The organism is Niallia sp. 03133 (assembly GCF_052663225.1).
This window is the reverse complement of record NZ_JBQTCY010000009.1, coordinates 1-24111: the sequence shown is the minus strand read 5'-3', so window position 1 is coordinate 24111 and position 24111 is coordinate 1. Positions and strand designations below refer to the sequence as shown.

The 24111-nt window shown below is 36.4% G+C and carries 23 protein-coding genes and 11 tRNA genes; 32 read left to right on the top strand and 2 right to left on the bottom strand.

Annotated elements, in window-relative coordinates; translation table 11 throughout:
• Positions 1-1105 precede the first annotated feature (1105 nt).
• The 4 genes from ACTYBU_RS13695 to ACTYBU_RS13680 all read left to right on the top strand — a co-directional run bounded on the left by ACTYBU_RS13695 (position 1106) and on the right by ACTYBU_RS13680 (position 6201).
• Complete coding sequence (locus ACTYBU_RS13695; protein ID WP_445490576.1) at positions 1106-2593, top strand: DEAD/DEAH box helicase; 1488 nt, start codon at positions 1106-1108, stop codon at positions 2591-2593.
• Between the two features lie 554 nt (positions 2594-3147).
• Positions 3148-4119, top strand: coding sequence for a UV DNA damage repair endonuclease UvsE (uvsE, locus tag ACTYBU_RS13690; protein WP_445490575.1), 972 nt, complete (start codon positions 3148-3150; stop codon positions 4117-4119).
• Positions 4120-4283: 164 nt separating this feature from the next.
• Positions 4284-4763 carry a PH domain-containing protein gene (locus tag ACTYBU_RS13685; RefSeq protein ID WP_445490573.1) on the top strand — a complete coding sequence of 160 codons (480 nt, stop codon included), beginning with the start codon at positions 4284-4286 and terminating at the stop codon, positions 4761-4763.
• Complete coding sequence (locus ACTYBU_RS13680; RefSeq protein ID WP_445490572.1) at positions 4756-6201, top strand: PH domain-containing protein; 1446 nt, start codon at positions 4756-4758, stop codon at positions 6199-6201. Before ACTYBU_RS13685 ends, ACTYBU_RS13680 begins: the two co-directional genes overlap by 8 nt.
• A 130-nt stretch (positions 6202-6331) precedes the next feature.
• Here the strand turns inward: ACTYBU_RS13680 and ACTYBU_RS13675 are convergent, their stop codons facing one another.
• Positions 6332-7054, bottom strand: a complete 723-nt coding sequence (locus ACTYBU_RS13675; RefSeq protein WP_445490571.1) for a rhomboid family intramembrane serine protease — start codon at positions 7052-7054, stop codon at positions 6332-6334.
• Positions 7055-7159: 105 nt separating this feature from the next.
• On the opposite strand from ACTYBU_RS13675, the gene acpS reads away from it, so the two are divergent.
• From acpS to ACTYBU_RS13595, 16 genes are all read left to right on the top strand, one after another.
• A complete protein-coding gene (gene acpS / locus ACTYBU_RS13670) occupies positions 7160-7510 on the top strand; it encodes a holo-ACP synthase (RefSeq protein WP_445490570.1) in 351 nt (116 codons plus the stop codon).
• A 140-nt stretch (positions 7511-7650) separates the two neighbouring features.
• Positions 7651-8664 (top strand): LolA family protein, encoded by a 1014-nt coding sequence (locus ACTYBU_RS13665; RefSeq protein ID WP_445490569.1) that lies wholly within the window; start codon positions 7651-7653, stop codon positions 8662-8664.
• A 418-nt stretch (positions 8665-9082) separates the two neighbouring features.
• Positions 9083-9244 (top strand): hypothetical protein, encoded by a 162-nt coding sequence (locus tag ACTYBU_RS13660; RefSeq protein WP_445490568.1) that lies wholly within the window; start codon positions 9083-9085, stop codon positions 9242-9244.
• Positions 9240-11108 (top strand): Ppx/GppA phosphatase family protein, encoded by a 1869-nt coding sequence (locus tag ACTYBU_RS13655; protein WP_445490865.1) that lies wholly within the window; start codon positions 9240-9242, stop codon positions 11106-11108. The genes ACTYBU_RS13660 and ACTYBU_RS13655 overlap by 5 nt, the downstream gene beginning before the upstream one ends.
• Positions 11109-11381: 273 nt before the next feature.
• Positions 11382-12539: an alanine racemase gene (gene alr, locus ACTYBU_RS13650; protein ID WP_445490566.1), complete on the top strand. Its 1158-nt coding sequence runs from the start codon at positions 11382-11384 to the stop codon at positions 12537-12539.
• A gap of 248 nt (positions 12540-12787) precedes the next feature.
• Entirely contained in the window at positions 12788-13069 is a 282-nt protein-coding gene (locus ACTYBU_RS13645; RefSeq protein ID WP_445490565.1) for a CopG family ribbon-helix-helix protein, read from the top strand.
• 4 nt (positions 13070-13073) lie between these two features.
• Positions 13074-13424, top strand: a complete 351-nt coding sequence (ndoA, locus tag ACTYBU_RS13640) for a type II toxin-antitoxin system endoribonuclease NdoA (protein WP_019156408.1) — start codon at positions 13074-13076, stop codon at positions 13422-13424.
• Between the two features lie 509 nt (positions 13425-13933).
• Positions 13934-14758: an STAS domain-containing protein gene (locus tag ACTYBU_RS13635; protein WP_445490562.1), complete on the top strand. Its 825-nt coding sequence runs from the start codon at positions 13934-13936 to the stop codon at positions 14756-14758.
• A gap of 5 nt (positions 14759-14763) precedes the next feature.
• Positions 14764-15120 carry an STAS domain-containing protein gene (locus tag ACTYBU_RS13630; protein ID WP_445490560.1) on the top strand — a complete coding sequence of 119 codons (357 nt, stop codon included), beginning with the start codon at positions 14764-14766 and terminating at the stop codon, positions 15118-15120.
• A gap of 3 nt (positions 15121-15123) precedes the next feature.
• Entirely contained in the window at positions 15124-15525 is a 402-nt protein-coding gene (locus tag ACTYBU_RS13625; protein ID WP_445490559.1) for an anti-sigma regulatory factor, read from the top strand.
• An 11-nt stretch (positions 15526-15536) separates the two neighbouring features.
• Complete coding sequence (locus tag ACTYBU_RS13620; protein ID WP_445490557.1) at positions 15537-16550, top strand: PP2C family protein-serine/threonine phosphatase; 1014 nt, start codon at positions 15537-15539, stop codon at positions 16548-16550.
• 57 nt (positions 16551-16607) lie between these two features.
• Positions 16608-16940 (top strand): anti-sigma factor antagonist, encoded by a 333-nt coding sequence (locus ACTYBU_RS13615; protein ID WP_445490556.1) that lies wholly within the window; start codon positions 16608-16610, stop codon positions 16938-16940.
• On the top strand, positions 16937-17410 hold the full coding sequence (gene rsbW, locus ACTYBU_RS13610) for an anti-sigma B factor RsbW (protein ID WP_445490554.1): 474 nt from the start codon (positions 16937-16939) through the stop codon (positions 17408-17410). The genes ACTYBU_RS13615 and rsbW overlap by 4 nt, the downstream gene beginning before the upstream one ends.
• Positions 17388-18185, top strand: a complete 798-nt coding sequence (sigB, locus tag ACTYBU_RS13605; RefSeq protein ID WP_445490553.1) for an RNA polymerase sigma factor SigB — start codon at positions 17388-17390, stop codon at positions 18183-18185. Before rsbW ends, sigB begins: the two co-directional genes overlap by 23 nt.
• Complete coding sequence (locus ACTYBU_RS13600; RefSeq protein ID WP_445490551.1) at positions 18182-18778, top strand: PP2C family serine/threonine-protein phosphatase; 597 nt, start codon at positions 18182-18184, stop codon at positions 18776-18778. Before sigB ends, ACTYBU_RS13600 begins: the two co-directional genes overlap by 4 nt.
• 426 nt (positions 18779-19204) lie before the next feature.
• Positions 19205-21388 carry a Tex family protein gene (locus tag ACTYBU_RS13595; RefSeq protein WP_445490549.1) on the top strand — a complete coding sequence of 728 codons (2184 nt, stop codon included), beginning with the start codon at positions 19205-19207 and terminating at the stop codon, positions 21386-21388.
• Between the two features lie 278 nt (positions 21389-21666).
• Here ACTYBU_RS13595 and cmpA read toward each other — a convergent pair whose 3' ends face one another.
• Positions 21667-21780 carry a cortex morphogenetic protein CmpA gene (gene cmpA / locus ACTYBU_RS13590; RefSeq protein ID WP_445490547.1) on the bottom strand — a complete coding sequence of 38 codons (114 nt, stop codon included), beginning with the start codon at positions 21778-21780 and terminating at the stop codon, positions 21667-21669.
• A gap of 224 nt (positions 21781-22004) precedes the next feature.
• On the opposite strand from cmpA, the gene ACTYBU_RS13585 reads away from it, so the two are divergent.
• The 12 genes from ACTYBU_RS13585 (at position 22005) to ACTYBU_RS13530 (ending at position 23992) form a co-directional block, all read left to right on the top strand.
• Entirely contained in the window at positions 22005-22472 is a 468-nt protein-coding gene (locus ACTYBU_RS13585) for a SprT family protein (RefSeq protein ID WP_445490546.1), read from the top strand.
• Between the two features lie 414 nt (positions 22473-22886).
• A tRNA-Asn gene (locus ACTYBU_RS13580) sits at positions 22887-22961 on the top strand.
• Positions 22962-22966: 5 nt separating this feature from the next.
• Positions 22967-23057, top strand: a tRNA-Ser gene (locus ACTYBU_RS13575).
• Positions 23058-23082: 25 nt separating this feature from the next.
• A tRNA-Glu gene (locus ACTYBU_RS13570) sits at positions 23083-23154 on the top strand.
• Between the two features lie 30 nt (positions 23155-23184).
• Positions 23185-23260, top strand: a tRNA-Asp gene (locus ACTYBU_RS13565).
• Positions 23261-23271: 11 nt separating this feature from the next.
• Positions 23272-23346: transfer RNA gene (locus tag ACTYBU_RS13560), tRNA-Gln, on the top strand.
• A 1-nt stretch (position 23347) separates the two neighbouring features.
• Positions 23348-23423, top strand: a tRNA-Lys gene (locus tag ACTYBU_RS13555).
• 20 nt (positions 23424-23443) lie between these two features.
• Positions 23444-23528, top strand: a tRNA-Leu gene (locus tag ACTYBU_RS13550).
• Between the two features lie 52 nt (positions 23529-23580).
• Positions 23581-23663, top strand: a tRNA-Leu gene (locus ACTYBU_RS13545).
• Positions 23664-23727: 64 nt separating this feature from the next.
• Positions 23728-23804 (top strand) — tRNA-Arg (locus ACTYBU_RS13540).
• Between the two features lie 5 nt (positions 23805-23809).
• Positions 23810-23886, top strand: a tRNA-Pro gene (locus ACTYBU_RS13535).
• A gap of 32 nt (positions 23887-23918) precedes the next feature.
• Positions 23919-23992: transfer RNA gene (locus ACTYBU_RS13530), tRNA-Gly, on the top strand.
• The last annotated feature ends 119 nt before the right edge of the window (positions 23993-24111 follow it).

Here is a 24111-nt window from a genome sequence, read left to right as displayed (position 1 = left end):
GATTTAATTTTGTGGAATAAACTTTGAGTAGAGCAAATCATTTAGGAAGGCAGGCTGCAAGGAGAACTGCTGCTAGCTAACAGCTTGCTTTTTTAACATGTAAGAAAGAATAAAGTGATGAATCTGGATAAGCATCCAGAAGCGAAGTAGATGTGCTGGAGAAGAGATAAGATCATGGTGCATTTAGTCTATTTTCTTTTTTGTGTACTTAACCGGCCAGACTGTACGGCAAAGACGGGTATCTTGCTCCTTTTCTAATAATGTCATATTATTGCAAAGCTTATATGTAAGTGATAAGATTATTTTTAAAGTATAGGATCTGTTAAACGATCATGTTGTTTTCGGGAAGGGAATTTGCGAGACTCCTGTGGGATTAGCGAGACAGGTGAGACCTCCATAGGAGCGCTAGCTCCGAGGAGGTCACCGCTCGCCCCACGGAAAGCGAAGTGTATACAGGCTGCGGACTGTTTGAGAGCACCTATTTTCAGGGTAGCCAAAGTATAATAAGAAAAACAGCTCGCATTGGATATACTTATAAAAAGTATCTTCCTTTTTTTAATGTTTGTTGAAAGAATCTCTTTTATAATAAATGAAGACAAAATGGAATGAAAATGATTGCTTTCATGTAGGGCTATACTAGTGAAAGTATAAGTTTGAAGCTGTTTTTTTGTAGGAAAGTTGTCAAATAGAGAGAAATTTTGTCAGGTATATTTTAAGCAAGAAATTTCTTTGTCTTTGGCTAACTGTATGACGGTTAGCTGCAAACTCAAATAAAAATGGAAGTCATTTGAAATATTTCCTCCATAAAGAACTCAATTTTAAGGTATCTCATGCAAATTATATTTGACAAAAAAGCATATAGCCTCCAGTTCTCCAGTTTAAGTAAAGGATGGATGGATGAATCCTTCAAAATTACTCCTTTCTGAATATGTAAAATTGTTTAGTTTTTTCTATTTAATTGTGGGGAATAGTGGTTAAAGTGGATAAAAAAACAAACGCCATTTAATATGTTTCGTTGATGAAAAATGGGGTACATATAAAAGTTAGTAGGATGGAAAAAACCATCATGTGAATATTTTTAATGACTAGAAGGAGATTGGATATTTTGGTAAAGTTTCAAGAATTAGGTATTAGTGCTGCCACGATGAAATCATTAAAAAGAATGGGGTTTGAAGAAGCAACACCCATTCAAGCGGAAACAATTCCTTTAAGCCTTCAGAATAAAGATTTAATCGGTCAAGCACAAACAGGTACTGGAAAAACAGCAGCGTTTGGTGTGCCTCTGGTAGATAAAATTGATGTGGCAAATGATGTAATACAAGGTATCATTATTGCTCCGACACGTGAGCTTGCAATTCAAGTTTCAGAAGAGTTATACAAAATTGGTTTTGGAAAACGAACTAGAGTACTTTCTATTTTCGGTGGTCAAGATATTAATCGTCAAATACGCGCATTAAAGAAAAACCCGCATATTATCGTTGGGACACCAGGCCGTATATTAGACCATATTAACAGAAAAACACTGCATTTGGATCATGTACAAACCGTAATTTTAGATGAAGCGGATGAAATGTTAAATATGGGCTTTATTGATGATATAGAATCTATTTTGTCCAAAATACCAGTAGAAAGACAAACACTTTTATTCTCTGCTACTATGCCAGCTCCTATTAGAAGAATGGCGGAGCGTTTTATGAAAGAACCACAAGTAGTAAAGGTTAAAGCAAAAGAGATGACGGTTTCATTAATTGATCAATATTATATAGAAACACAAGAAAAAACGAAATTTGATATTTTGACAAGACTTTTAGATATACAGGCTCCTGAGTTAGCGATTATTTTCGGCCGTACGAAACGCCGTGTTGACGAGCTTTCAGAAGCATTAAATTTACGTGGATATACTGCAGAGGGGATTCATGGGGATTTAAGCCAAGCTAAACGCATGTCCGTACTTAGAAAGTTTAAGGAAGGAACAATAGATGTATTAGTAGCGACAGATGTAGCTGCCCGTGGATTAGATATTTCTGGAGTTACCCATGTTTATAATTTTGATATTCCCCAAGATCCAGAAAGCTATGTTCACCGTATTGGACGTACAGGAAGAGCTGGTAAAGAAGGTGTAGCCATTACCTTTATTACGTATCGCGAGAGATCTTATCTTCAAGTAGTAGAAAAAACAACGAAAAGAAAAATGGAGAAAATGATTCCTCCAACAGTTGATCAAGCATTAGAAGGTCAACAAAAAGCGGTAATGGAAAAGATTATGCAAACAGTGGATGAAAATAACTTGGATACTTACAAAGAGAGTGCTGATAATTTGTTGGAAAACCAAGATGCAAGAACCATTGTAGCAGCAGTTCTTAAAATGCTGACAAAAGAACCAGATACAACACCTGTAAAGTTAACCGAAGAAAAACCATTGCCTAATAAACGCGACCGCAAACCATATGATAAAAATAATGGCGGTTATAAAGACAAAGGAAGAAAAAATTATAATTCCCGTCAACGCCAAGGATACAGCAACAAACGAACTGGCCAAACAAATAATAAAAGCTATTCCAATTCCAATTCAAAATCAAACTCCTATCGTTAAGTAGAAAAGCGGAAGCGCCTAGAACATCGACGTACGGACTGGAGGAACTTTTCCTGAGATAAAGGAAACACGATGAGCGAAAGCGAATCGATGTTGACTTATCGTAGGGAAAAGTTCAGAAGTACGATAGTCGATAGGCGCTGGAGCTAGACAAAGAAAAGCGGAAGCGCCTAGAACATCGACGTACAATAGTTGCTAAGTCAAAAATGTAGATTTACTTTCGTTGTTTAAAGAATGACCCATGTGAGCATTTTGCTTCGCATGGTTTTTTTTATGTAGACTGTTTTTTAAAAGTTTTTTTAACATGTTCAAAAATCTTTTAGAATTAAGGAGCAGCCTGAATACACTTAGACTCTCAGCACGGATTAGCGAGACAGGCGAGAAGAAAGCAGGAGTGAAACGACGAAGCGGCTCAAGGCTCGCCCCGCGGAAAGCGAAGTGCATTCAGGATGTGGGTTAAATAACAACAATCTATACGAAAAGAACCTTTATGAATGAAAAAATTGCATATACTAAAAGCGGAAAACTACTTTTAGAAAAAGAGGATGCGTACGTTGACTATATTTCGATTAGGGTATGTAGCTATGAGTGTACACCTGCAAAATGCTTCACCATCACAAACAATGACATATCGGCAATTTTCCTCCATCAAAGATAAAGAAGCTGCAGTAAAAAAATTAGAAAGAATAGCGATAAGCAATTTAGACAATTGTATCCGGCTGCTTAAGCATAATGCTGCACATGAGATTTCTTTTTTTCGATTTAGTTCAAAAATAATACCCCTTGCCAATCATCCGGAAATAGAGGCTTGGAATTATATTCGTCCGCTGTTACCTAAACTTAATGAACTAGGTGAGATCATAAAAAAATATAAGATGCGGATTGATTTTCATCCAGATCATTTTGTTGTGTTAAATAACTCCCAATCAGAAATAGTAAAAGCTTCTTTAAAGACATTACAAATGCATGAAAAATTGTTAAGAGGGATCAAAATAGATCCGAAACACCGATGTGTTCTTCATGTTGGCGGTGTTTACAATGATAAAGAAGAAGCCCTAGAACAATTTATTGTCAATTGGGGGATTATTCCATATAGACTGCAAAAGATGATCATGCTGGAAAATGATGATACAAATTTCACTTTTAATGAAACCTTGTATCTTTGTGAAAAATTAAATATTCCATGTGTATTCGATTTGCATCACCATATGGTTCATAATGACGGGGAAGACTGGCAAGACCATTGGGAAAGAGCGATTGATACTTGGAAATATTCCAAACTGCCGATGAAAATACATATCTCTAGTCCCCGTTCTGGTCAAAAGGATCGTGCACATGCTGATTATATTGATTATGAATTATTTTTAGATTTTCTTAAAAAAGTAAATCATACGATTCCGATGTTGGACTGCATGATTGAGGCAAAGAAGAAGGATGATGCTTTATTTCAATTGGCAGCTGAGTTGAAAAATCAACCTGGTATAACATTTATTGATGGAGCAAGCTTTACCATTAATGGAGTATAGAAAAGATAAATAAAGTTAAGTTGAAATTGAAATTTGTGAAAACTACTAAAAATAAATGATTCTCCTGTATTTTTGAAACTTCCTAGCACTATCTACGTACAAAATAAAATAGGAAAATGTTCGGCTAATATTAGTGGGACAAGAGAAAAAGGGGGAATCAACTTATGTTAAGCCAGCCTGAAGATCGATTATCATTAAAAGGAATAAAGGTATGGATAATTACTGGCATGTTTACAGCAATCTTTCCTTTGGTTTTATGTGCAGCTGTTATTACATTCACCATTCTATTTGATTGGCATCTAGTATTTTCTATTCTTAGTGTTATTTTTTTTATTGTATATCTCTATTTTTCAGTAAGGATATTGCCGAGGTTAAAATGGAAACGATGGAGATATGAGGTGAGAGAGGATGAGATAGAAATACAGCAGGGTGTTTTTATAATGAAAAGAACATTGGTTCCGATGATACGTGTGCAGCATGTTGATACAAAACAAGGGCCGTTGCTTCGAAAATACGACTTGGCTGCTGTTTCTATTTCTACTGCTGCCACCGTTCATGAAATTCCTATCTTAGGAACAGATATAGCAGAAGAGATCCGAAATTATATTTCGAAAAAAGCAAGGGTGGCAGAAGAAGATGTTTGAGCCGAAAAAACTCCATCCCATTACCATTGTATTTAATATTTTGAAACAATTAAAGGATATTATTTTTCCATTTCTAGCTGTTATTTTCTTGGGAGGGAGTGCTTCCAAATGGGATTCCTATTATAACATCGGGATTATTTGCTTTAGTTTAGTAACGATTATCGGCGGCGTTCTTTCATGGTATTTCTTTACCTTTCATTTAAATGCCAGGGAACTGAGAATAAATCATGGCATCTTTGTAAAAAAGAAGCGGTATATTCCGTTTGAAAGAATTCAAAGCATTGATTTTACAGAAGGAATTTTGCACAGGCCATTTGGATTGGTAAAAGTGAAAATTGAAACAGCTGGAGGAGTCAGTGAAGCAGAAGCAGTTTTAACTGCCATTTCAAAGGTGCATGCTGAACAATTGCGGGAGTATATAAATCGAGATAAAAATAGGCTGCATAGCACGGAAGTAACGGATGATAAAGGTCAAGTAGAAGGGAAACAGGAGCTATACAAAATTAATACGAAAGAACTTCTGGTATTAGCAACAACATCAGGCGGAGTCGGTGTTGTTCTTTCAGCAATAATTGCCGCTGTTTCTCAATTTGATGATTTTATTCCTTATAAAAAAATATTTAAGGAGTTTCAGCATTTTGTGGCAAACAGCATTGCTGTTATGACTATTATTGCTTTTATTATCATCTTTGTTTTATGGATTGTTTCCTTGCTAATGACTATGCTAAAGTATGCAAACTTTACCGTTTCGAAGACAGGAAATGATTTAATTATAACAAGAGGTTTACTGGAAAAGAAGCAAATTACGATTCCTCTTAACCGGGTACAAGCAGTTCGAATTACAGAAAACATGATGAGGCAGCCATTCGGCTTGGCTACCGTATATTTGGAAAGTGCAGGAGGGTCTTTACAGGATAATGAGGCATCAAGTGTGATGGTTTCTCCTATTATAAAAAAAGGGAAAATAAAAAAGATTTTGGAAAAGGTATTGCCTGATTATTCTTTAGAAGAAGCGCTTCACTCTCCTCCAAAGTTAGCAGTATGGAGATATATATTTCGGAATAGTTGGATCGCACTGCCTGCAATTGCAGCTTCCGTTTATTTTTTTCATGAATGGGGCTGGATTTCTATTCTTTTATTAGCGATATTATCCTTTTGGGGGTATGTTAAATATCGTGCAGCTGGATGGCATTTATCGCAAAAACAATTAACGATTTCTTTCCGTCATTTACAAAAAACAACTTTAATTATGAGGAAAAATCGAATTCAAACACTTGATTATAAAGAAGGATTTTTGCAGAAGAAAGCTGCTTTAGCTTCTTTGCATGCAATAGTGGCTTCAGGTATTGATGGTTCTGGAGGAACAGTTTCCGACTTGATGACAGAGGATGTAAAAAAGATATACAGCTGGTATTCCTATTCTAAAAAAGAAGTATAAATAAAGGGGTATCAGAAAGAGCAGCCTTCCTTCTAGCTAATGGTTCAGTTAGAACCAATTACTAGGGAGGATGAGGATGCTCTTTTCTAGTCTTGCTTTGCCAGTAAGCAAATCTTGAAAAAATGGACAATTATTTAAATAATCCTAACAAGGCAAGAATGATTAGGATTCCCCAGATAATGATGTTTTTAGTTGGCGGCTTTTTACGGGAGGAAATCCGCGTCTTCATATGGGAAATCTCCTCTTTGTATGCACCCAAAATGTTTTGACCTTTGGATTGAGTGGCGCTTCCAAGCAGCAAACCACAGAAAAATCCAGCTAGATGTGCCGTAATATTAATATTTGGTTGAAGAAAGGTCATAATTAAGCTTAGAATAGCTATAGTTGCAATCGTTTGTGAATTGTGTTTCGAGATTATATCTTTTCGAAACACAATTAAAGCAATATAATAGCCGAATAATCCAAAAATGGCCCCGCTTGAACCAAGATGAGTATAGGTTAACGGCTCAGTAAGGAGTGTGGCGATATTTGCAATGATTCCAGTTGCAAGATATAGCAGCAAAAATGAAATTTTGCCGAGTATTTTTTCTAATGCGGGTCCAAACAGATAAATGCTGAAGCTGTTAAATAAAAAATGAGAAAAACCGCCGTGTATAAAAATGGGAGTGATCAGCCGCCACCATTCTCCCTCTACAATATATAAATTCACGCCGATTGTTTTCTCTAAAATATATTGATTTGGAAATATGGGAAGAATAGTGAAAAGATACAGGATAAGGTGGATCAATAGTATGGTTGAAACAATAGGGTAGTATGTGATATATTCTTTGAAATTTTCTCTTCTTGTAAACAAAAGTATAAACCTCCTCATTCTCTCCCTTTCTACATAATAGCCAATATAAAGGAAAAGATACAATAAATTTATGCTTACAAAGATGAAAGTAGAAGGGTGTGTCATATGATAAAAGGAATTGGAATCGATATTATTGAGATTAACAGAGTGAAACAATTAGTGGATAGGAAGCCGCAGTTTGTTCAGCGCATTTTAACAAAAAATGAACAGCTAATATACGAAAACCATCAGAAGTCTAGACAAATAGAATATTTGGCTGGACGGTTTGCAGCGAAAGAGGCTTTTAGCAAAGCGGTGGGAACTGGAATTGGAAAAGAGTTGAGTTTTCAGGATATTGAAGTAGAGAAGGATAGCTACGGTAAACCTATGATTGTGAAACCATTTCACCAGGGTGTTTATTTATCTATCACGCACAGCAAAGAGTATGCTGTTGCACAAGTTATTATTGAAAAATAAAGACGAAAAAATAAGCTTGGTTATATTTCCTTAGGTTGTCTCATATATTCATAGAGCAATAGGATAAACAAGAGGATAGGATGTCTGATTCTTCTTGTTTATTCTTCTACGTGAAATGAGAATAAGGGAGTTGAAAAAAATTGAACAAGAAGGTATGGTTGCTATTCGTAGGGCTGATGGTCATGCTTTTGTTAACTGCCTGTGGAGCGAGGTCGAAGGATGACGTTTTGAAAGATTTAAACGAAAAAGTCGTCACAAAAGGGTATAAGGCAGATGCAAAAATGACCTTGAAAATGGGGGCAGAACCACAAACATATGACGTGCAAATTTGGCATAAAGATCCATCCTATTATCGTGTGAATCTTAAAAATGCCAAAAAAGATCAAAGTCAAATGATCTTGAAAAATGATGAAGGGGTTTATGTTTTAACACCTGCATTAAACAAAAGCTTTAAATTCCAGAGTGAATGGCCTGAAAACAGCAGTCAAGCGTATTTATATGAATCATTAGTGAAGGATATACAGGAAGATAAATCAGCAAAATTTAAAGCGACAGATAAATATTATGTTTTTGATACAAAAACACGTTATCAAAATAATAAAATGCTGCCAACGCAAGAGATAACACTTAATAAAAAGGATCTAACTCCTGTTAGTGTTAAAGTAAAAGATACAGAAGGGAATGCGCTGGTTACAGTGAATTTTTCCAACGTTAAGTTTGATGTGAATTTTGATAAAAAAGATTTTGATCTGCAGAAAAGTATGACAGCTGCCAAATTAGTTGTTCCTGTTATGGGTGAAGTGGAGGATAAAACATTTTCCGTTAAATATCCAGAAGAGCAAATAGAAGGGGTCAGTTTGGTGGAAGAGAAAAAAGTAACAACAGAGAATGGCAGTCGTGTGGTGTTAACCTATGAGGGTGGAAAAAAATCATACACAATTATACAAGAAAAAGCCGAAATTGCACCAGCCACAGCAGGACCAATTGTTGTTACTGGAAACTTAGTCGATCTTGGTTTCACAATAGGTGGTGTTACGGATAATAAAGTTTCATGGACATTTGGAGGAGTGGATTATATTATTGCCTCCACCTCATTAACAGAAGATCAATTGGTAAGTATTGCCCGATCTGTACAAGGAGAAGCAATTAAATAAACGCAAGACCAAAGACGGCTTCCGATGAGGGGCTGTTTTTTTTATCCCACTCTTAGCGGACAGTAAGCCCCCCGTCTTAAGATGCCGAGAAATCAAGGAAGCTAGGTGTTGAAACTCGCCCGTAAAGATCCGATAAAAGGTACACAAACTAAGATCGCCACTTCCTGTGGCAATGTTTGTGTGATCCACATCCTGTGGAACTCAACTAACCATCAGTGGAGGATGAGGAAAAACCCCCACTGATGGAAGTTTACTTTATCTTTTCAAGCCTAAAGGTTTCTTGATATTTGAACCCGATAAAACGGGTTCAGTTATATTTTAAAAGAGAAGAAGCATGAAATTAGAAAATTCTATAAGTTTATAAATTTAATGTAAATTTTTTTAATTTAATGTAAAAAATCATAAATTTTACATTAATATGGTTACAAGAAAAACTATTCGTAAAAAGAATATTTTATACTACAGGGGAATGGGGGCAAAAAGAAATATGGTAAAAGAAAGAATGTTCGCTGCCATAAGCGTAGATTTACAAACAGTAACACTTAAGATATATGATATGCGATTAGAGGGAGGCTATTGAAACAAGAAAGGAAGATGTTTCCATTGGAAGTGATATTTATACCCATAAAGAAATAGAACCTACCACTGTAATGAATACTTGTGATGCGATAGCGGGTTTTGTACAAGCCATGAAAGAATATGGGGTTACACAATGGCGTGCAGTAGCAACAAGCTCTGTTCAAGAAGCAAAAAATGCCTATTTTGTTAAAGAACAAATATATAGAAAAACTGGTTTGGAATTAGAATGGCTCTCTAATGCAGAAGAAGGGTATCTGCATAATCAAGCAGTAGCTAATGACACAGATGATTTTCAGCAGTTCATTCATGATGGAACGATGCTTATAGATATAGGATCGGGCAGTATCCAGCTTACCGTTTATAATGAAGGGCGGTTTCAATTTTCAAGAAATATAAAGCTTGGTCCGCTTCGTGTTCGAGAGCTATTAAAAGATTTAGAAAGAAAAGTAAGTCCTTTTACAGAGCTAATGGAAGATTTTATTTTAAGTAAAATTGATGCCTATCAGCAATTCACCTCTCCCAAAGTAAAGATTGAGCACTTTATTTTAATAGGAACGGATTTAATGGCATTTAAACGAGCATTTTCAAAGAAAAATAGTGAATGGATTACACGAGAGCACTTTAATACTATTTATAATGGGATTTTGTCCTATCCAGAACAGGAATTAGCAAAGAAATATACTGTTTCTTTAGATGCTGTTTCACAACTATTGCCTTCTGCTATGTTAGTAAAAAAACTATTGGAGTGGACAGAAGCGAAAAAAATTTTTCTTTCCACTGTGGACTTAGTAGATGGACTAATTGTCCATGAATACACGAAAAACAGGAAAAAACGTCCAGATTCGTCTTTGGATGCAGATATAATAGAAGCTGCAAGACGAATGGCTTCTCATTATCAATGTACAGAAAAAGATAGAGAAAGAGTCGGAAAATTTGCTTTACATATATTTGACCGTTTAAAGCCATTACATGGATTAAAGAAAAGAGATCGTCTCTTGCTGCAGCTTGGGGTGATTCTGCGCAATATTGGATCGTTTGTGACAGTAGATGCCCATTATTTACATTCCTATTATTTAATTAAATCGACAGAACTAATAGGGATATCCATGCAGGAGCAGAAGATTGTCGCTAATTTAGCAAGATATCACAGCTGGTTGACGCCAACGGAAGATGGGCTGCATTTTGACGCCATTCAACCGGAAGTACGTCTTCGTATAGCAAAGCTCGCAGCTATCTTAAGAGCTGCGGATGCATTAGATGACAGCAAGCAGCAGAAAATCTCTTCTATTCGAGTTTCTTTAAAAGAAGAAGAAGTTATGATTATACCAACATCAGAATACGATTTGTCATTAGAACGGTGGACATTTATAGAAAAAATTAAGGATCAGCAGCTGAAACATTTAGCTAGTCTCCCATTTGGAGCAGTTACCCTTACGGAAGCTTTTTTTAAAGATGATACTAGAACAGGCGCCGCTTTTTTTCGTGGAAGCACTTATATAGAAGAGAAGTTAAGAGAGGTAGAGTGGTTAATGGAGGGAGCTAATCTGCCAATATATGCTACAGGAGGTTCTAGCCGTTCTCTTGCAAAAGTCTATCGAAATCGTTTGCGGGAACAGAATAATCTATTAGAATTGCATGGACTAGCGATGACAAAAAATGATGTATATAGTATTTTTGGCGATATTCTTTCAAAAGATGCGAATGAACGAAAGCAATTGCGAGGTATATCCAAAGAGCGGTCTGATATTATTATTGGTGGTCTTCTTCCGCTTATAACAATAATGAAGCTGCTGGATAGTCCGAAATTAATTGTATCTGAGCACGGACTGCGAGAAGGGGTATTACTAGAACAAATGGGAATGTAAAAACATAGTAGTATCTACATAGTGTATTAAAAAAACGGAGTTAAGAATAGAATAAACAAGGGAAGGCTGTCTCTACGTTCATGGGCGAATAGGCAGCTTTTATTAGTTAGGATATTAATAGGAAAGAATTTATGCGATTATGTTCAAATATTAAAATATGATTAAGATGCCTGCTATTATAAAAATAGGATTGACAAGTAAATGCATCAGTAGAATAATTTATGGTAAAAACCAAGCTTTTTTTTTCTAAATAGAAGGAAGTGTCGTTAATTAATGGGAATAAACCATTCTTTCTATCGTGATACATGGGTAGAAGTTGATCTGGATTGTATTAAAGAAAACATTTCGAGGTTAAAAAAAAGACTGAAGCCAGAAACAAAATTGATTGCAGTAGTAAAGGCGAATGGCTATGGACATGGAGCACTGAAAATAGCAGAAACTGCGTTGTGTTCTGGAGCAGATTATTTAGCTGTAGCTTTTATGGACGAAGCTATTTATCTAAGAGAAAATGGAATTGCGACACCCATTCTAGTTTTAGGGGCAAGCAGATATTCTGATGTCAAAAAGGCTGTACAATATAATGTTGCTTTAACTGTTTTCCAATTGGAATGGCTGAGGAATGCTCAACCATTTTTAGAGGGTTCTTCTATAAAAATCCACTTGAAATTAGACACTGGAATGGGAAGAATCGGTGTAAGAAGCAAAAAAGAAATACTGGAAATAGAGGAATTTCTTAATGAAAATAAAAATATCCTGTTAGAGGGGATTTTCACTCACTTCGCAACTGCTGATGAACTTGAATCTGAATATTTAGAAAAGCAAATAAATCGTTTTAAAGAGCTGCTTGCCTTTTTTTCCACATCTCCAGCAATGATTCACTGCAGCAATAGTGCAGCGAGCCTGCTTTACCCAGATCTGCAGTTTAATGCAGTAAGGATGGGAATTTCCATGTATGGTTTAACCCCTTCTGTAGAAATTGAAAGTAGTTTGCCATATCCATTAAAAGAAGCTTTTTCACTTCATACGAAAGTTGTGCAAGTGAAACAATTGGAAAAAGGCGATAAAGTAAGTTATGGAGCAACTTATGAAGCAGCAGAAGAAGAATGGGTGGGAACATTGCCAATAGGATATGCAGATGGATGGTTAAGGAAATTAACTGGCCAAGAAGTGCTGGTGAACGGAAAAAGGGCACCGATAATCGGAAGGGTTTGTATGGATCAATGTATGATAAAATTGCCCGGCTATATAGAGCCTGGTGCAAAAGTTACCTTGATTGGGAGACAAAATTCTGAGGTTATTTCAGTGAACGACATTGCTGCAAAATTAGAGACGATTAATTATGAAGTAACATGTACAATCTCTAATAGAGTCCCACGAATATATAGAAAAGGTGGAATGTGTATAGAGGTTGTTAATCCGCTTATACAATAAATGAATAAGCCAATTTATAAAAAAGTAAAAAAAGTTGATTTTCCACAAATAAAAATAACTAAAAACAAACTAATTTTGCAAAAGTAACGTATATTTAAGAAATTTTCACGTATTTATGCATAAAAGATACATTTTTTGGTGGATAATACATTAGAATTGCTGAATGTACTTTGCAGATTATGTTATTAATGGTATGATTGAAAAAGTAGAGCTAATTAGGTGTGTAGTGATGGTGGAGGTGTATGTTTGTGTCTGAGTCCAGCGCAACGACAGAGATCTTGATAAGATTACCAAAGCATTTGTTAACTGAATTGGACGGTTTCGTTAAGCAGGAAAATGTTAATCGCAGTGAATTCATTTACCAAGCAACTAAAATGTATCTTCGTGAACGGAAAAAGAGACATATCCGGGAATCCATGAGACGAGGTTATATGGAAATGGCTAAATTAAATTTATCCATCGCATCAGAAAGCTTTCTCGCAGAATATGAGGCAGAGAATACAGTAGAACGTCTTGTAAGCGGAGGATAATCCTTTGATTGTTAAACGTGGTGACGTTTATTTTGCAGACCTATCCCCAGTTGTTGGCTCTGAGCAAGGCGGTGTCCGTCCTGTACTTGTCATTCAAAACGACATCGGGAATCGGTTCAGTCCCACAGTCATTATTGCAGCAATTACGGCTCAAATTCAGAAGGCGAAATTGCCGACTCATGTGGAAATTGACGCGAAGCGATATGGTTTTGAAAGAGATTCAGTAATTCTTTTAGAACAGATTCGCACGATAGATAAACAGAGGCTAACTGACAAAATCACTCATCTTGACGATGAAATGATGGAAAAAGTGGATGAAGCCTTACAGATAAGTTTAGGTCTCATAGAATTTTAAAAAAATGGCGCGCTCTTTTTATAAGAGCGCTTTTTTTTATAAGAAAGTATAAGTTTTCTGAAGTCTGACAAGTGTCTAGCTCCGACGTACAGGGGGTGCAGCTGGCATCATTTGATGGTGACATCCGCCTTTATCCCACTCTTAACGGGCAGTAAGACCCCAGCCTCAAAATACCGAGAAATCGAGGAAGCTAGGTGGGGGATAACTCCCGTAAAGATCCGATAAGTGCAACTAACCATCAGTGGGGATGAGGAAACCCCCCCACTGATGGAAGTTTACTTTATCGTCTATTGAGCAATGGCGTTTGAGCTTTTTTAATAATTCTGTAAAAAAATCTAAAATTAATGTTTAAACGATAAGAAAAAAGGGTAAACAAAAAAGTCAAATAGTGACGGTATGATTGCTGCTAGTTTAAATTCGCAATCTTTTTCGAATGAAATATATTTGTTTCTAAAAATGTACTTTAGAATAGTAACTATTTATTAATATGATAAAATGGAGGAAAGGCCGTGAAAGTGGAATTTGCAAACTATATTCAGACCAATCAAGAGGAAATTCTATCTAATTGGCTTAAACGAATGAAGGACCAAGAGGATGAAGCTGTTGTACAATTAAGTTCTGATAAGCTCTTTTTAATAACAGGTCAAGAATATTTAAATCTTTTTATTATGCACTCGTTGAATCTGGATGAAACATTTAATGATAAGTTGGTTGCGTTTATTGAAAAGGCTGTGGGTTTAAATTGGCCGCTTTCCTTTTTAGTTAAGGGACTGCAGACTTTTGAAGAGATAATATTCGAGGCCATAAAAAATCAGGAAGTTTTTTCGGGGGAAGATCCGCTTGGATATGTTCGTGATTTTCACAATTGGATTAATCCTTTAAGTAATCAAGTAATCCAAACCTATTCGAATATTTGGGAAAGAACGGTTTCTGTACAAAAAATAGCGCTTCAGGAATTATCTGCACCTCTTATACCCGTCTTTGATGGAATTACAATCATGCCTTTAGTAGGCACCATTGATACACAACGAGCAAAGCAAATTATGGAAAATTTATTAAACGGTATCGTAAAACATCGTTCAGAGGTAGTATTAATAGATATAACAGGTGTTCCTGTAGTTGATACCATGGTTGCACACCATATTATACAAGCAACAAATGCGGTACGCCTGGTAGGAACGAAAAGCATGATTGTCGGCATTCGTCCGGAAATCGCACAGACTATTGTTAATTTAGGAATTAATCTAGATCAATTTGAAACAAAAAACACTCTGAAAAAGGGCATAGAAAGTGCTTTGGAATATACGAATAGAAAGTTGGTTGAATTGGGGTGAATAAAGTGAGAATACCAATTTTAAAGCTTCATGATTGTTTGCTTATATCAATCCAGTGGGAATTAGATGATCAAACAGCTCTACAATTTCAGGAAGATTTATTAAATAAAATACATGAAACCAGTGCGAATGGTGTTGTTATTGATTTAACGTCTATTGATTTTATTGACTCCTTTATTGCGAAAGTATTAGGGGATGTAATTGGTATGTCAAAACTAATGGGAGCGAAAGTTGTATTAACAGGAATTCAGCCTGCTGTTGCTATTACTTTAGTAGAACTTGGCATCAGCTTAAACGATGTATTAACAGCCTTAGATTTAGAAAAAGGTTTGGAGAAATTACAACAGGAATTGGGGGATTGACCTATGGGAGATCAATCCTGTGTAAAAATTATAAACGAATGGGACATCGTTGCTGCTCGCCAATTAGGCAGAAACGTTGCAAAAGAGCTGGGCTTCGGAACGGTAGACCAGGCGCGGATAACTACAGCAATTAGCGAACTAGCAAGAAATATATACTTATATGCTGGTCAAGGACAAATATGCATTGAAAAGTTAGCGGAAAACGGAAAAACCGGCCTGCTGTTAAGTGCTGTTGATAATGGTCCGGGAATCAAGGATATCAGGCAAGTCATGCAAGATGGTTTTTCAACATCTGGCGGATTGGGTGCTGGATTGCCTGGAGTAAAACGGCTGATGGATGAATTTAATATCGAAACAGCTGTTGGGCAAGGAACAGATATTAAAGCGATAAAATGGCTTAGATAGGAGGGAGATAAATGGAATTCCGAAAAATGATGGATTCTAAGTATCGGGATCTTCTAGTGAGTTATATAAAAGATGAATCTGAACAGGCCCTTTATCAAGGGCAGAAGTTTAGCAGGAAATCAATTGAACATAAAATATCACCAGAAGATATTATAAGTTTGCATAAATACTTAATGATTGATTTGTACCCTGATTTACCAGAACATGTTATTAAATCGTTTGATATCTTATTGGAGGTAATGATTGGCTATGGATTCGCCTATCGTGAACACCAAAGTCTTCGGCATGTGCAGCAAGAAATTAGAAGTGAAATGGAGATTGCCGCAAATGTTCAGCAAACACTGCTAAGTACGGAGATTCCTTCAACAAAAGAATTAGATATTGGTGCAATAAGTGTACCTGCAAAAATGATGAATGGAGATTATTATCATTTTGTAGAAGATGAAGGACACACTATTAGCATCGCGATTGCTGATGTGATTGGAAAAGGAATTCCTGCAGCTTTATGTATGTCCATGATAAAATACGCAATGGACAGCCTCCCGGAAACTAGGAAGCTTCCAAGCAATGTATTGGAGAACTTAAACAGGGTGGTCGAACAAAATGTTGATCCCAGCATGTTTATAACGATGTTTTACGGTATGTATGATATTCAGTCACATATGTTCCATTTTGCTTCAGCAGGGCATGAGCCGGGGCTGTATTACAATTCTAAAACAGGAGAATTTAATGAGCTTGTAGCGAAAGGCCTTTTGCTCGGCGTTGATAAAAAGGCAAAATATGAACAAGTGAAAAAAGAAATAAATCCAGGTGATATGATTGTGTTAATGTCTGATGGAGTGACTGAATGCAGGACTGAAGAAGGATTTATAGAAAAGGAAAATTTAATCGGTTACATAAAAAAACATATGCATTTGAAGGCTCAGGATATTGTAGAGAACGTGTACAAAGAACTGGAAAAAATACAAGATTTTCAATTGCGAGATGATTTTACATTAATTATTTTCAAACGAGAAGAGGTTTAATCATCGTACATAGTGGGTATTTAACAAGAACGTTATAATGTTAAAGGTGGGTCGCATATGAATATGATAATAGATGTAAATGAAAAAGAGTTAGATATTAATGTGAAAGTATCCGGTGAAATAGATGCTTATACAGCACCAAAGCTTCGAGAGAGAATTTATTCTTTTTCCGAAAAAAAGGGAATTAGAATGGTTGTAGATTTAGCGGATGTTAATTATATGGATAGTACAGGCTTGGGTGTATTTGTGGGTATATTTAAAAATATTCGTGCAAATGAAGGAGAATTCAAGTTGGTTAATTTATCTGATCGTTTGAAGAGACTGTTCGAAATTACAGGTTTGGCAGATATCATTGATATTACAAGTAAGATTGAAGGTGGAATTCAATGACCCAAGAATTTGAATATATTGAAATGAAAATTCCTTCTAAGCCTGAATATGTAGGTATTATCCGATTAACTTTATCTGGCATTGCAAGCAGAATGGGTTTTACTTATGACGAAATTGAAGATTTAAAAATTGCAACAAGTGAAGCCTGTACAAATGCTGTACAGCATGCATATAAAAATAAAGAATCCGGCGAAGTTTTAATTGTGTTTCGACTTTATAATAATCGTTTGGAAGTTGTGGTTGCAGACAACGGCAAAAGTTTCGATTTTCATTCTGCAACAAAAGATCTAGGTCCATATGAACAAAGTGATTCAGTCGAATTTCTTCGTGAAGGAGGATTAGGTCTTTATTTAATTGAAACGCTTATGGATGAAGTTAGAATCCATCATAACGGTGGAGTAACTGTTTTCATGACGAAATACCTTGAGGGAGAGCAGGTGGAGAGGGATGCAGAAACAATCTCAACCTAAGCACCAACTAACAAAAGAAGAGGTTAATGAATTAATTAAATCATACCAATTACATCAAGATGCAGATGCTCAAGACAAACTCGTTAAAAACTATAAATATCTAGTAGAAACTCTTGCCAGGAAATATTCTAAAGGCAGAATGTTTCATGAAGATATTAGCCAGGTGGGAATCATCGGTCTATTAGGAGCAATACGCCGTTATGATGATAGCTATGGGAAGAGCTTTGAAGCTTTTGCTGTTCCAACTATTATTGGAGAAATAAAACGTTTCTTGCGGGATAAAACATGGAGTGTCCATGTTCCAAGAAGAATTAAAGAGCTGGGACCAAAAATTAAAAAAACGGTGGAACAATTAACTACTGATTTACAACGTTCTCCGAAGGTAGAAGAAATTGCGGAGTATTTGCAAGTGTCCGAAGAAGAAGTGCTTGAAGCGATGGAGATGGGAAAAAGCTATCAAGCATTATCCGTGGATCACTCCATTGAAGCTGATTCTGAAGGTGGAACAGTAACTCTTCTTGATATAGTAGGAGATGTTGATCAGGGATTTGAAAAAGTTAATCAAAAGCTCGTATTAGAAAAAGTGCTCCATGTGTTAACAGAAAGAGAAAAAAATATTATACAATTTACCTATTTGGATAATATGAGTCAAAAAGATGCTGGCGATAAACTGGGGATATCTCAAATGCATGTTTCCAGACTTCAACGTAGAGCGATAAAGAAACTACAGGAAGCAATTCATGCAGAATCAAATAACTCGGAGTTTATTTTATGACAATCTTAAAAGATAATCATGTCCACGTACTTGCACATCAGACGATAAAAAAAGGGAAATCTCTTTGTGGAGATAGTTATTTTTTTACATCAACCGATCATTATTTTATCTGTGTTCTGGCAGATGGATTAGGCAGCGGGGAATATGCAAATGAAGCTTCGATGGCTGTTACAGACGTTATTGCAAAATTTCATTTCGAATCAGTAGAAAAATTAATGGACCTTTGCAATGAAGTAATGGTAAAAAAAAGAGGGGCTGCTGTCTGTGTTTTTAAAGTAGACTACAACACAAAATCTATTATGTATAGCTGTGTTGGCAATATTCGATTCTTTTTATATTCCCCTTCTGGAAGGTTAACCTATCCATTGCCGGTAACGGGTTATTTATCAGGCAGGCCTCAAAAATATCATACTCAAAATTTTTCATATGAAGATAATTCAAAATTCCTTGTATTTTCTGATGGATTTAATATACAAGGAATTAAAGCCATGCTTAAAGGATATATTCCAATTCGGACGATTGCAGATACCATAATAGAGAAATATAAAAATACGGAAGATGATTCTACCTTTATTCTAGGAAGCTTGCTTTAAAAGTAAGCTTTTTCTTTTTCTAGGAAATGATAAACGAAATAGAGTGGTGGATAACTTAGCAGTTCGGTCCGCGTCCAGCTCCAGCGCCTATCGCCTATCAAACTTCAGGTCATCTCCCTACGATAAGTCAACATCGATTCGCTATCGCTCATCGTGTTTCCTTTATCTCAGTTGAAGCCTTTCCGAAGTATAAGGATGTACAAGTGCCGATGTTGCCACAGGACGTGGCGTAGTTAATCGGCCAGTTTGTACGGCGATGATCAAGGCGCTTGCGCTTTTGTTCTTTTATTTATAAAAAGGAAGACTATTTTGATACAATACCAATAGAGCATGGGATTGATTGGCTGTATTTACTAATTGGTAATCTTTTTAGATAAAGTGTAAGGTAATAATAGGGTTTGAAGAAAGGAAGCGTGAAGCATTTATATGGAGAAATTAATGGATAAGACGCAGAATTATTTATCTATTATTGCAAAAGAGCAATCTATCACTCAAAAACAAGTAAAAAATGTAATTTCATTATTAGATGATGGAAATACGGTTCCCTTTATTGCTCGCTACCGAAAAGAGCAAACAGGCGCTTTAGATGAAGTACAAATAAAGGCTATTATGGATCGTTATCATTACATTCAAAATTTAGAGCAGCGTAAAGAAGAAGTGATACGTACTATTGAAGAACAAGGAAAACTAACGGAAGAGTTACATGGGAATATCGTAAAAGCGAGTAAATTGCAGGAAGTGGAAGACCTTTATCGTCCTTATAAACAAAAGAGGCGAACCAAAGCAACGATAGCAAAGGAAAAAGGGTTAGAGCCTTTTGCTGATTGGGTATTAACAAACCAAGGAACGGTTTCCTTCCAGGAAGAAGCACTTAAATACATATCGGAAGAAAAAGAAGTTTTATCAGTAGAAGAGGTTATTAATGGTTGTAAGGATATTATTGCTGAGCGTGTTTCTGATGATGCTGACAGCAGAAAATGGATACGTAATAAGACTTTCTCTTCAGGTGTTATCTCTTCAATAGCAAAAGATTCAGATAAAGATGAAAAAAATATATACGAAATGTATTACGAATACGAAGAACCAATAAATAAAATAGTGCCCCATCGTACTTTGGCATTAAATAGAGGAGAAAAGGAAGATATTTTAAAAGTGGGAATTAAAGTCCCATCTGATGCTATTTTAAGTTTTCTGGAGAAAAAATGGATGCTTAAAGAAGGGATCTCCTCAAATGAAATAATTAAGGAAGCTATTGAGGATGGCTATAAACGGTTGATTCAACCATCGATAGAACGAGAGATAAGAAGTGAATTAACTGAAAAAGCGGAAGGGCAAGCTATTCATATTTTTTCCGAAAATTTAAGGAATCTCCTGCTTCAGCCGCCTTTAAAGGGAAAAATGGTATTAGGAGTAGACCCTGCTTACCGAACTGGCTGTAAACTAGCAGTAGTGGATGAAACCGGAAAAGTATTGGAAATTGGAGTGATTTATCCACACCCTCCTGTTTCCAAAACGAAAGAAGCCACAGAGAAATTTCAAAATATCCTGAAGAATTATGAAATTGAGATGGTTGCTGTTGGAAATGGAACAGCATCAAGGGAAACAGAGCAATTTGTTGTGGATATGCTAAAACAGCAAAGTCGAGAAGTTTTTTATCTGATTGTTAATGAAGCAGGTGCAAGTGTATACTCTGCATCAGATATTGCAAGAGAAGAATTTCCTGACTTTCAAGTAGAAGAAAGAAGTGCTGTATCTATTGCAAGAAGACTTCAAGACCCTCTTGCTGAATTAGTGAAAATTGATCCAAAGTCTGTTGGAGTGGGACAATACCAACATGATGTATCACAAAAAAAACTATCAGAATCATTGACTTTTGTTGTGGAAACAACAGTAAATAAGGTGGGTGTTAATGTAAATACAGCATCCCCATCTCTTTTGCAATATGTAGCAGGGCTATCAAAAGCTGTAGCAAATAATATTGTGAAAAAGAGAGAAGAGGAAGGAAAGTTTAATAATCGTAAACAATTGAAGAAAATTCCAAGATTAGGTGCGAAAACGTATGAACAAGCAATTGGTTTCCTTCGCATCATAGATGGAGCAGAACCATTAGATCAAACAGGAATCCATCCGGAGCATTATGATGAAGTTAAAAGTCTGCTTAAAAAAATGGGCTTTACATCTGGGGATATCGGTACAAAAGAATTAAAAGAAGCTTTAGCAAACCTTGATTTAGCAAATGTTTCAGAAGAATTAGGAATTGGAGAATTAACATTAAAGGATATAGTGGATGCTTTAGTCCGCCCATCTCGAGATCCAAGGGATGAAGTTCCTGCTCCGTTATTAAGAAAAGATGTTCTTAAACTGGAAGATTTAAAAGCAGGCATGGAATTGCAAGGAACTGTCCGAAATGTAGTGGATTTTGGTGCCTTTGTTGATATTGGCGTGAAACAAGATGGGTTAGTCCATATTTCTAAGTTAAGCAATAAATTTGTAAAACACCCATTAGATATTGTAAGTGTTGGGGATGTTGTTACTGTTTGGGTGGATGGGGTAGATCACAATAAAGGAAGAGTTGCTTTAACTATGCTTCCGCCTAGAGAGCAAGTTTAAATATCAATTTAGATGTCTTCTAAGTGAACGTTCATCCTAACGATGGAATTAAGCTTAAGAAGACATCTTTTTTTATCCCACTCTTAATGGGCGGTAAGACCTCCACTTCAAGATGCTGAGAAATCAAGGAAGCTAGGTGGGGGATAACTGCCCGTAAAGGTCCGAGGGAAGTACACAAACTAAGGTCGCCACTTCCTGTGGACCGCAGCCTTTCCATCAGTGGGGGATGAAGAAAACCCCACTGATGGAAAGGTTCACTTTATAAAAAGGTTGAAGGTTTAGGATGAGTGTTTTTTTCTATAATAATACCAGCATTGATTTAATACCTTGATCTGGTATCTATCTTTTTTATAAAAAGCTCTTTTTATTTGATTTTGCAGCCAATTAGGCATGATTTTCCTCCTTTCAAAAATGGGCGGTGTATTTGTAAACTGGAATAATTGGATATAGAATATGATTTGTTGCGTTTCGTATCTTTTTTAGATGTGCTCTATATAAGTTTTTTCTTTTTTCTCTTGTGGTTAAATTTAAATAGAATAGTTGAATCTTGTCGCTAAAAATAGCTACATATGTTTATTGTATGCTTTGATGGTTTGTCTTGTTGAGGAGGAGGAATATGACAGAAAAGGAATTGCAATTTTTGGTTGAAGATATTTCACAAAGGTATTTTGAAGAAGCGTTTTTGCATCGAGCATTGTTTAATAGGAGGCTTCGTACGACAGGTGGAAGGTATTTGTTGAAGAGTCATAATATAGAAATCAATAAAAAGTATTATGAGGCATTTGGATTAGAAGAATTAATTGGTATTGTTAAGCATGAGCTTTGTCATTATCATCTGCATTTGAAAAAGATGGGATATCAGCATCGTGATGATGATTTTAAAAAATTGCTGAAAAAAGTGGGAGCTCCTAGATATTGTTCCAGTTTGCCGATAGATAAGACAAAAAAACGGAAGAAAATTATTAATTATCAATGTCAATCATGTCATCAGCTTTATCAAAGGCGCAGAAAAATGGACTTGCAAAAATATGTTTGCGGTAAATGCAGAGGACGATTAATGATAAAAGAGATAAAAGAGAATTAAATTGATTATTATATTTATATGATTAGGAATCTTATTTACGTGCAAAATATAAAAAAATTATTGTTTTATGATTTGAAAGTGCTGCTCATATCCTATATCCTATGTTGGATTTGAGGTAACAGTATAACTGACAACGATTGTGGCTATTAAGAATAAGATGACTTGTACAATGATAATAGAGTTGAAAATAATTTCAGGACTTTTTATGGTTTTTTTTGAAAAAATCGCTTGACTTTCTAGTGTGCTGTTCTTATAATATGAAGAGTCGACAAAAACAATAGACAAGTTGCTTCCTAACTTATGAGCATGTGAGACAAGGTTTTTATAGTTCCGGTACTGGTTAGTCAACGGTTTTGTATTTGTTGAAAAATGTAGTTTTTAATGTGTGAAAAATCAAAGAAGTATGATTATTATTCCGCAGTAGCTCAGTGGTAGAGCATTCGGCTGTTAACCGAACGGTCGTAGGTTCGAATCCTACCTGCGGAGCCATATTTGGGGAAGTACTCAAGAGGCTGAAGAGGCGCCCCTGCTAAGGGTGTAGGTCGCGTAAGCGGCGCGAGGGTTCAAATCCCTCCTTCTCCGCCAGAAGTTATTTCGGTATTATAATTATGGCCCGTTGGTCAAGCGGTTAAGACACCGCCCTTTCACGGCGGTAACACGGGTTCGAATCCCGTACGGGTCATCTTGTTTTTTATTTAAAATTCATTTTTTTGGTCCCGTGGTGTAGCGGTTAACATGCCTGCCTGTCACGCAGGAGATCGCGGGTTCGATTCCCGTCGGGACCGCCATATCAATTCATTGGGCTATAGCCAAGCGGTAAGGCAACGGACTTTGACTCCGTCACTCGTTGGTTCGAATCCAGCTAGCCCAGCCAAGAGCCATTAGCTCAGTCGGTAGAGCATCTGACTTTTAATCAGAGGGTCGGAGGTTCGAATCCTCCATGGCTCACCATTAATTTATTGGAAACACAAGCGGGTGTGGCGGAATTGGCAGACGCACTAGACTTAGGATCTAGCGCCGCAAGGCGTGGGGGTTCGACTCCCTTCACCCGCACCAAATGAAAAAATACAAAATTGGTTTTGATACAGTGCAGTTTACCTCTTGTAGTGCGGTCGTGGCGGAATGGCAGACGCGCTAGGTTGAGGGCCTAGTGGGGGCAACCCCGTGGAGGTTCAAGTCCTCTCGGCCGCATCAAAAAAAGTGTTGACAACTAAAAAGATATATTGTATGATTTAAAAGTCGCTTTCAAAACAATGCGCCCGTAGCTCAATTGGATAGAGCGTCTGACTACGGATCAGAAGGTTATGGGTTCGACTCCTTTCGGGCGCGCCATATTACGGGAAGTAGCTCAGCTTGGTAGAGCACTTGGTTTGGGACCAAGGGGTCGCAGGTTCGAATCCTGTCTTCCCGACCATTCTTATCAAGTTGTTCATATTAATAGATAATGCGGGTGTAGTTTAATGGTAAAACCTCAGCCTTCCAAGCTGATGTCGTGGGTTCGATTCCCATCACCCGCTCCAATAACAAATTGCTCTTTGAAAACTGAACAAACAAAACGTCAACAATAAACGTTTATAACTTTCGTTATAAACGAAAAACAAGTAACAAAAAGCTAGAGTTTAGCTTCGGAGCTAATCTA

Excerpts from the sequence above, each read along its gene's own strand:
- ACTYBU_RS13585 (WP_445490546.1), top strand. The coding sequence starts at position 22,005 with ATGACAGAAAAGGAATTGCAATTTTTGGTTGAAGATATTTCACAAAGG.
- alr (WP_445490566.1), top strand. The coding sequence starts at position 11,382 with ATGGGAATAAACCATTCTTTCTATCGTGATACATGGGTAGAAGTTGAT.
- cmpA (WP_445490547.1), bottom strand. The coding sequence starts at position 21,780 with ATGCCTAATTGGCTGCAAAATCAAATAAAAAGAGCTTTTTATAAAAAA.
- rsbW (WP_445490554.1), top strand. The coding sequence starts at position 16,937 with ATGACCCAAGAATTTGAATATATTGAAATGAAAATTCCTTCTAAGCCT.
- sigB (WP_445490553.1), top strand. The coding sequence starts at position 17,388 with ATGCAGAAACAATCTCAACCTAAGCACCAACTAACAAAAGAAGAGGTT.
- ACTYBU_RS13625 (WP_445490559.1), top strand. The coding sequence starts at position 15,124 with ATGGGAGATCAATCCTGTGTAAAAATTATAAACGAATGGGACATCGTT.
- ACTYBU_RS13620 (WP_445490557.1), top strand. The coding sequence starts at position 15,537 with ATGGAATTCCGAAAAATGATGGATTCTAAGTATCGGGATCTTCTAGTG.
- ACTYBU_RS13660 (WP_445490568.1), top strand. The coding sequence starts at position 9,083 with ATGGTTACAAGAAAAACTATTCGTAAAAAGAATATTTTATACTACAGG.
- ACTYBU_RS13615 (WP_445490556.1), top strand. The coding sequence starts at position 16,608 with ATGAATATGATAATAGATGTAAATGAAAAAGAGTTAGATATTAATGTG.
- acpS (WP_445490570.1), top strand. The coding sequence starts at position 7,160 with ATGATAAAAGGAATTGGAATCGATATTATTGAGATTAACAGAGTGAAA.
- ACTYBU_RS13600 (WP_445490551.1), top strand. The coding sequence starts at position 18,182 with ATGACAATCTTAAAAGATAATCATGTCCACGTACTTGCACATCAGACG.
- ACTYBU_RS13685 (WP_445490573.1), top strand. The coding sequence starts at position 4,284 with ATGTTAAGCCAGCCTGAAGATCGATTATCATTAAAAGGAATAAAGGTA.
- ACTYBU_RS13680 (WP_445490572.1), top strand. The coding sequence starts at position 4,756 with ATGTTTGAGCCGAAAAAACTCCATCCCATTACCATTGTATTTAATATT.
- ACTYBU_RS13595 (WP_445490549.1), top strand. The coding sequence starts at position 19,205 with ATGGAGAAATTAATGGATAAGACGCAGAATTATTTATCTATTATTGCA.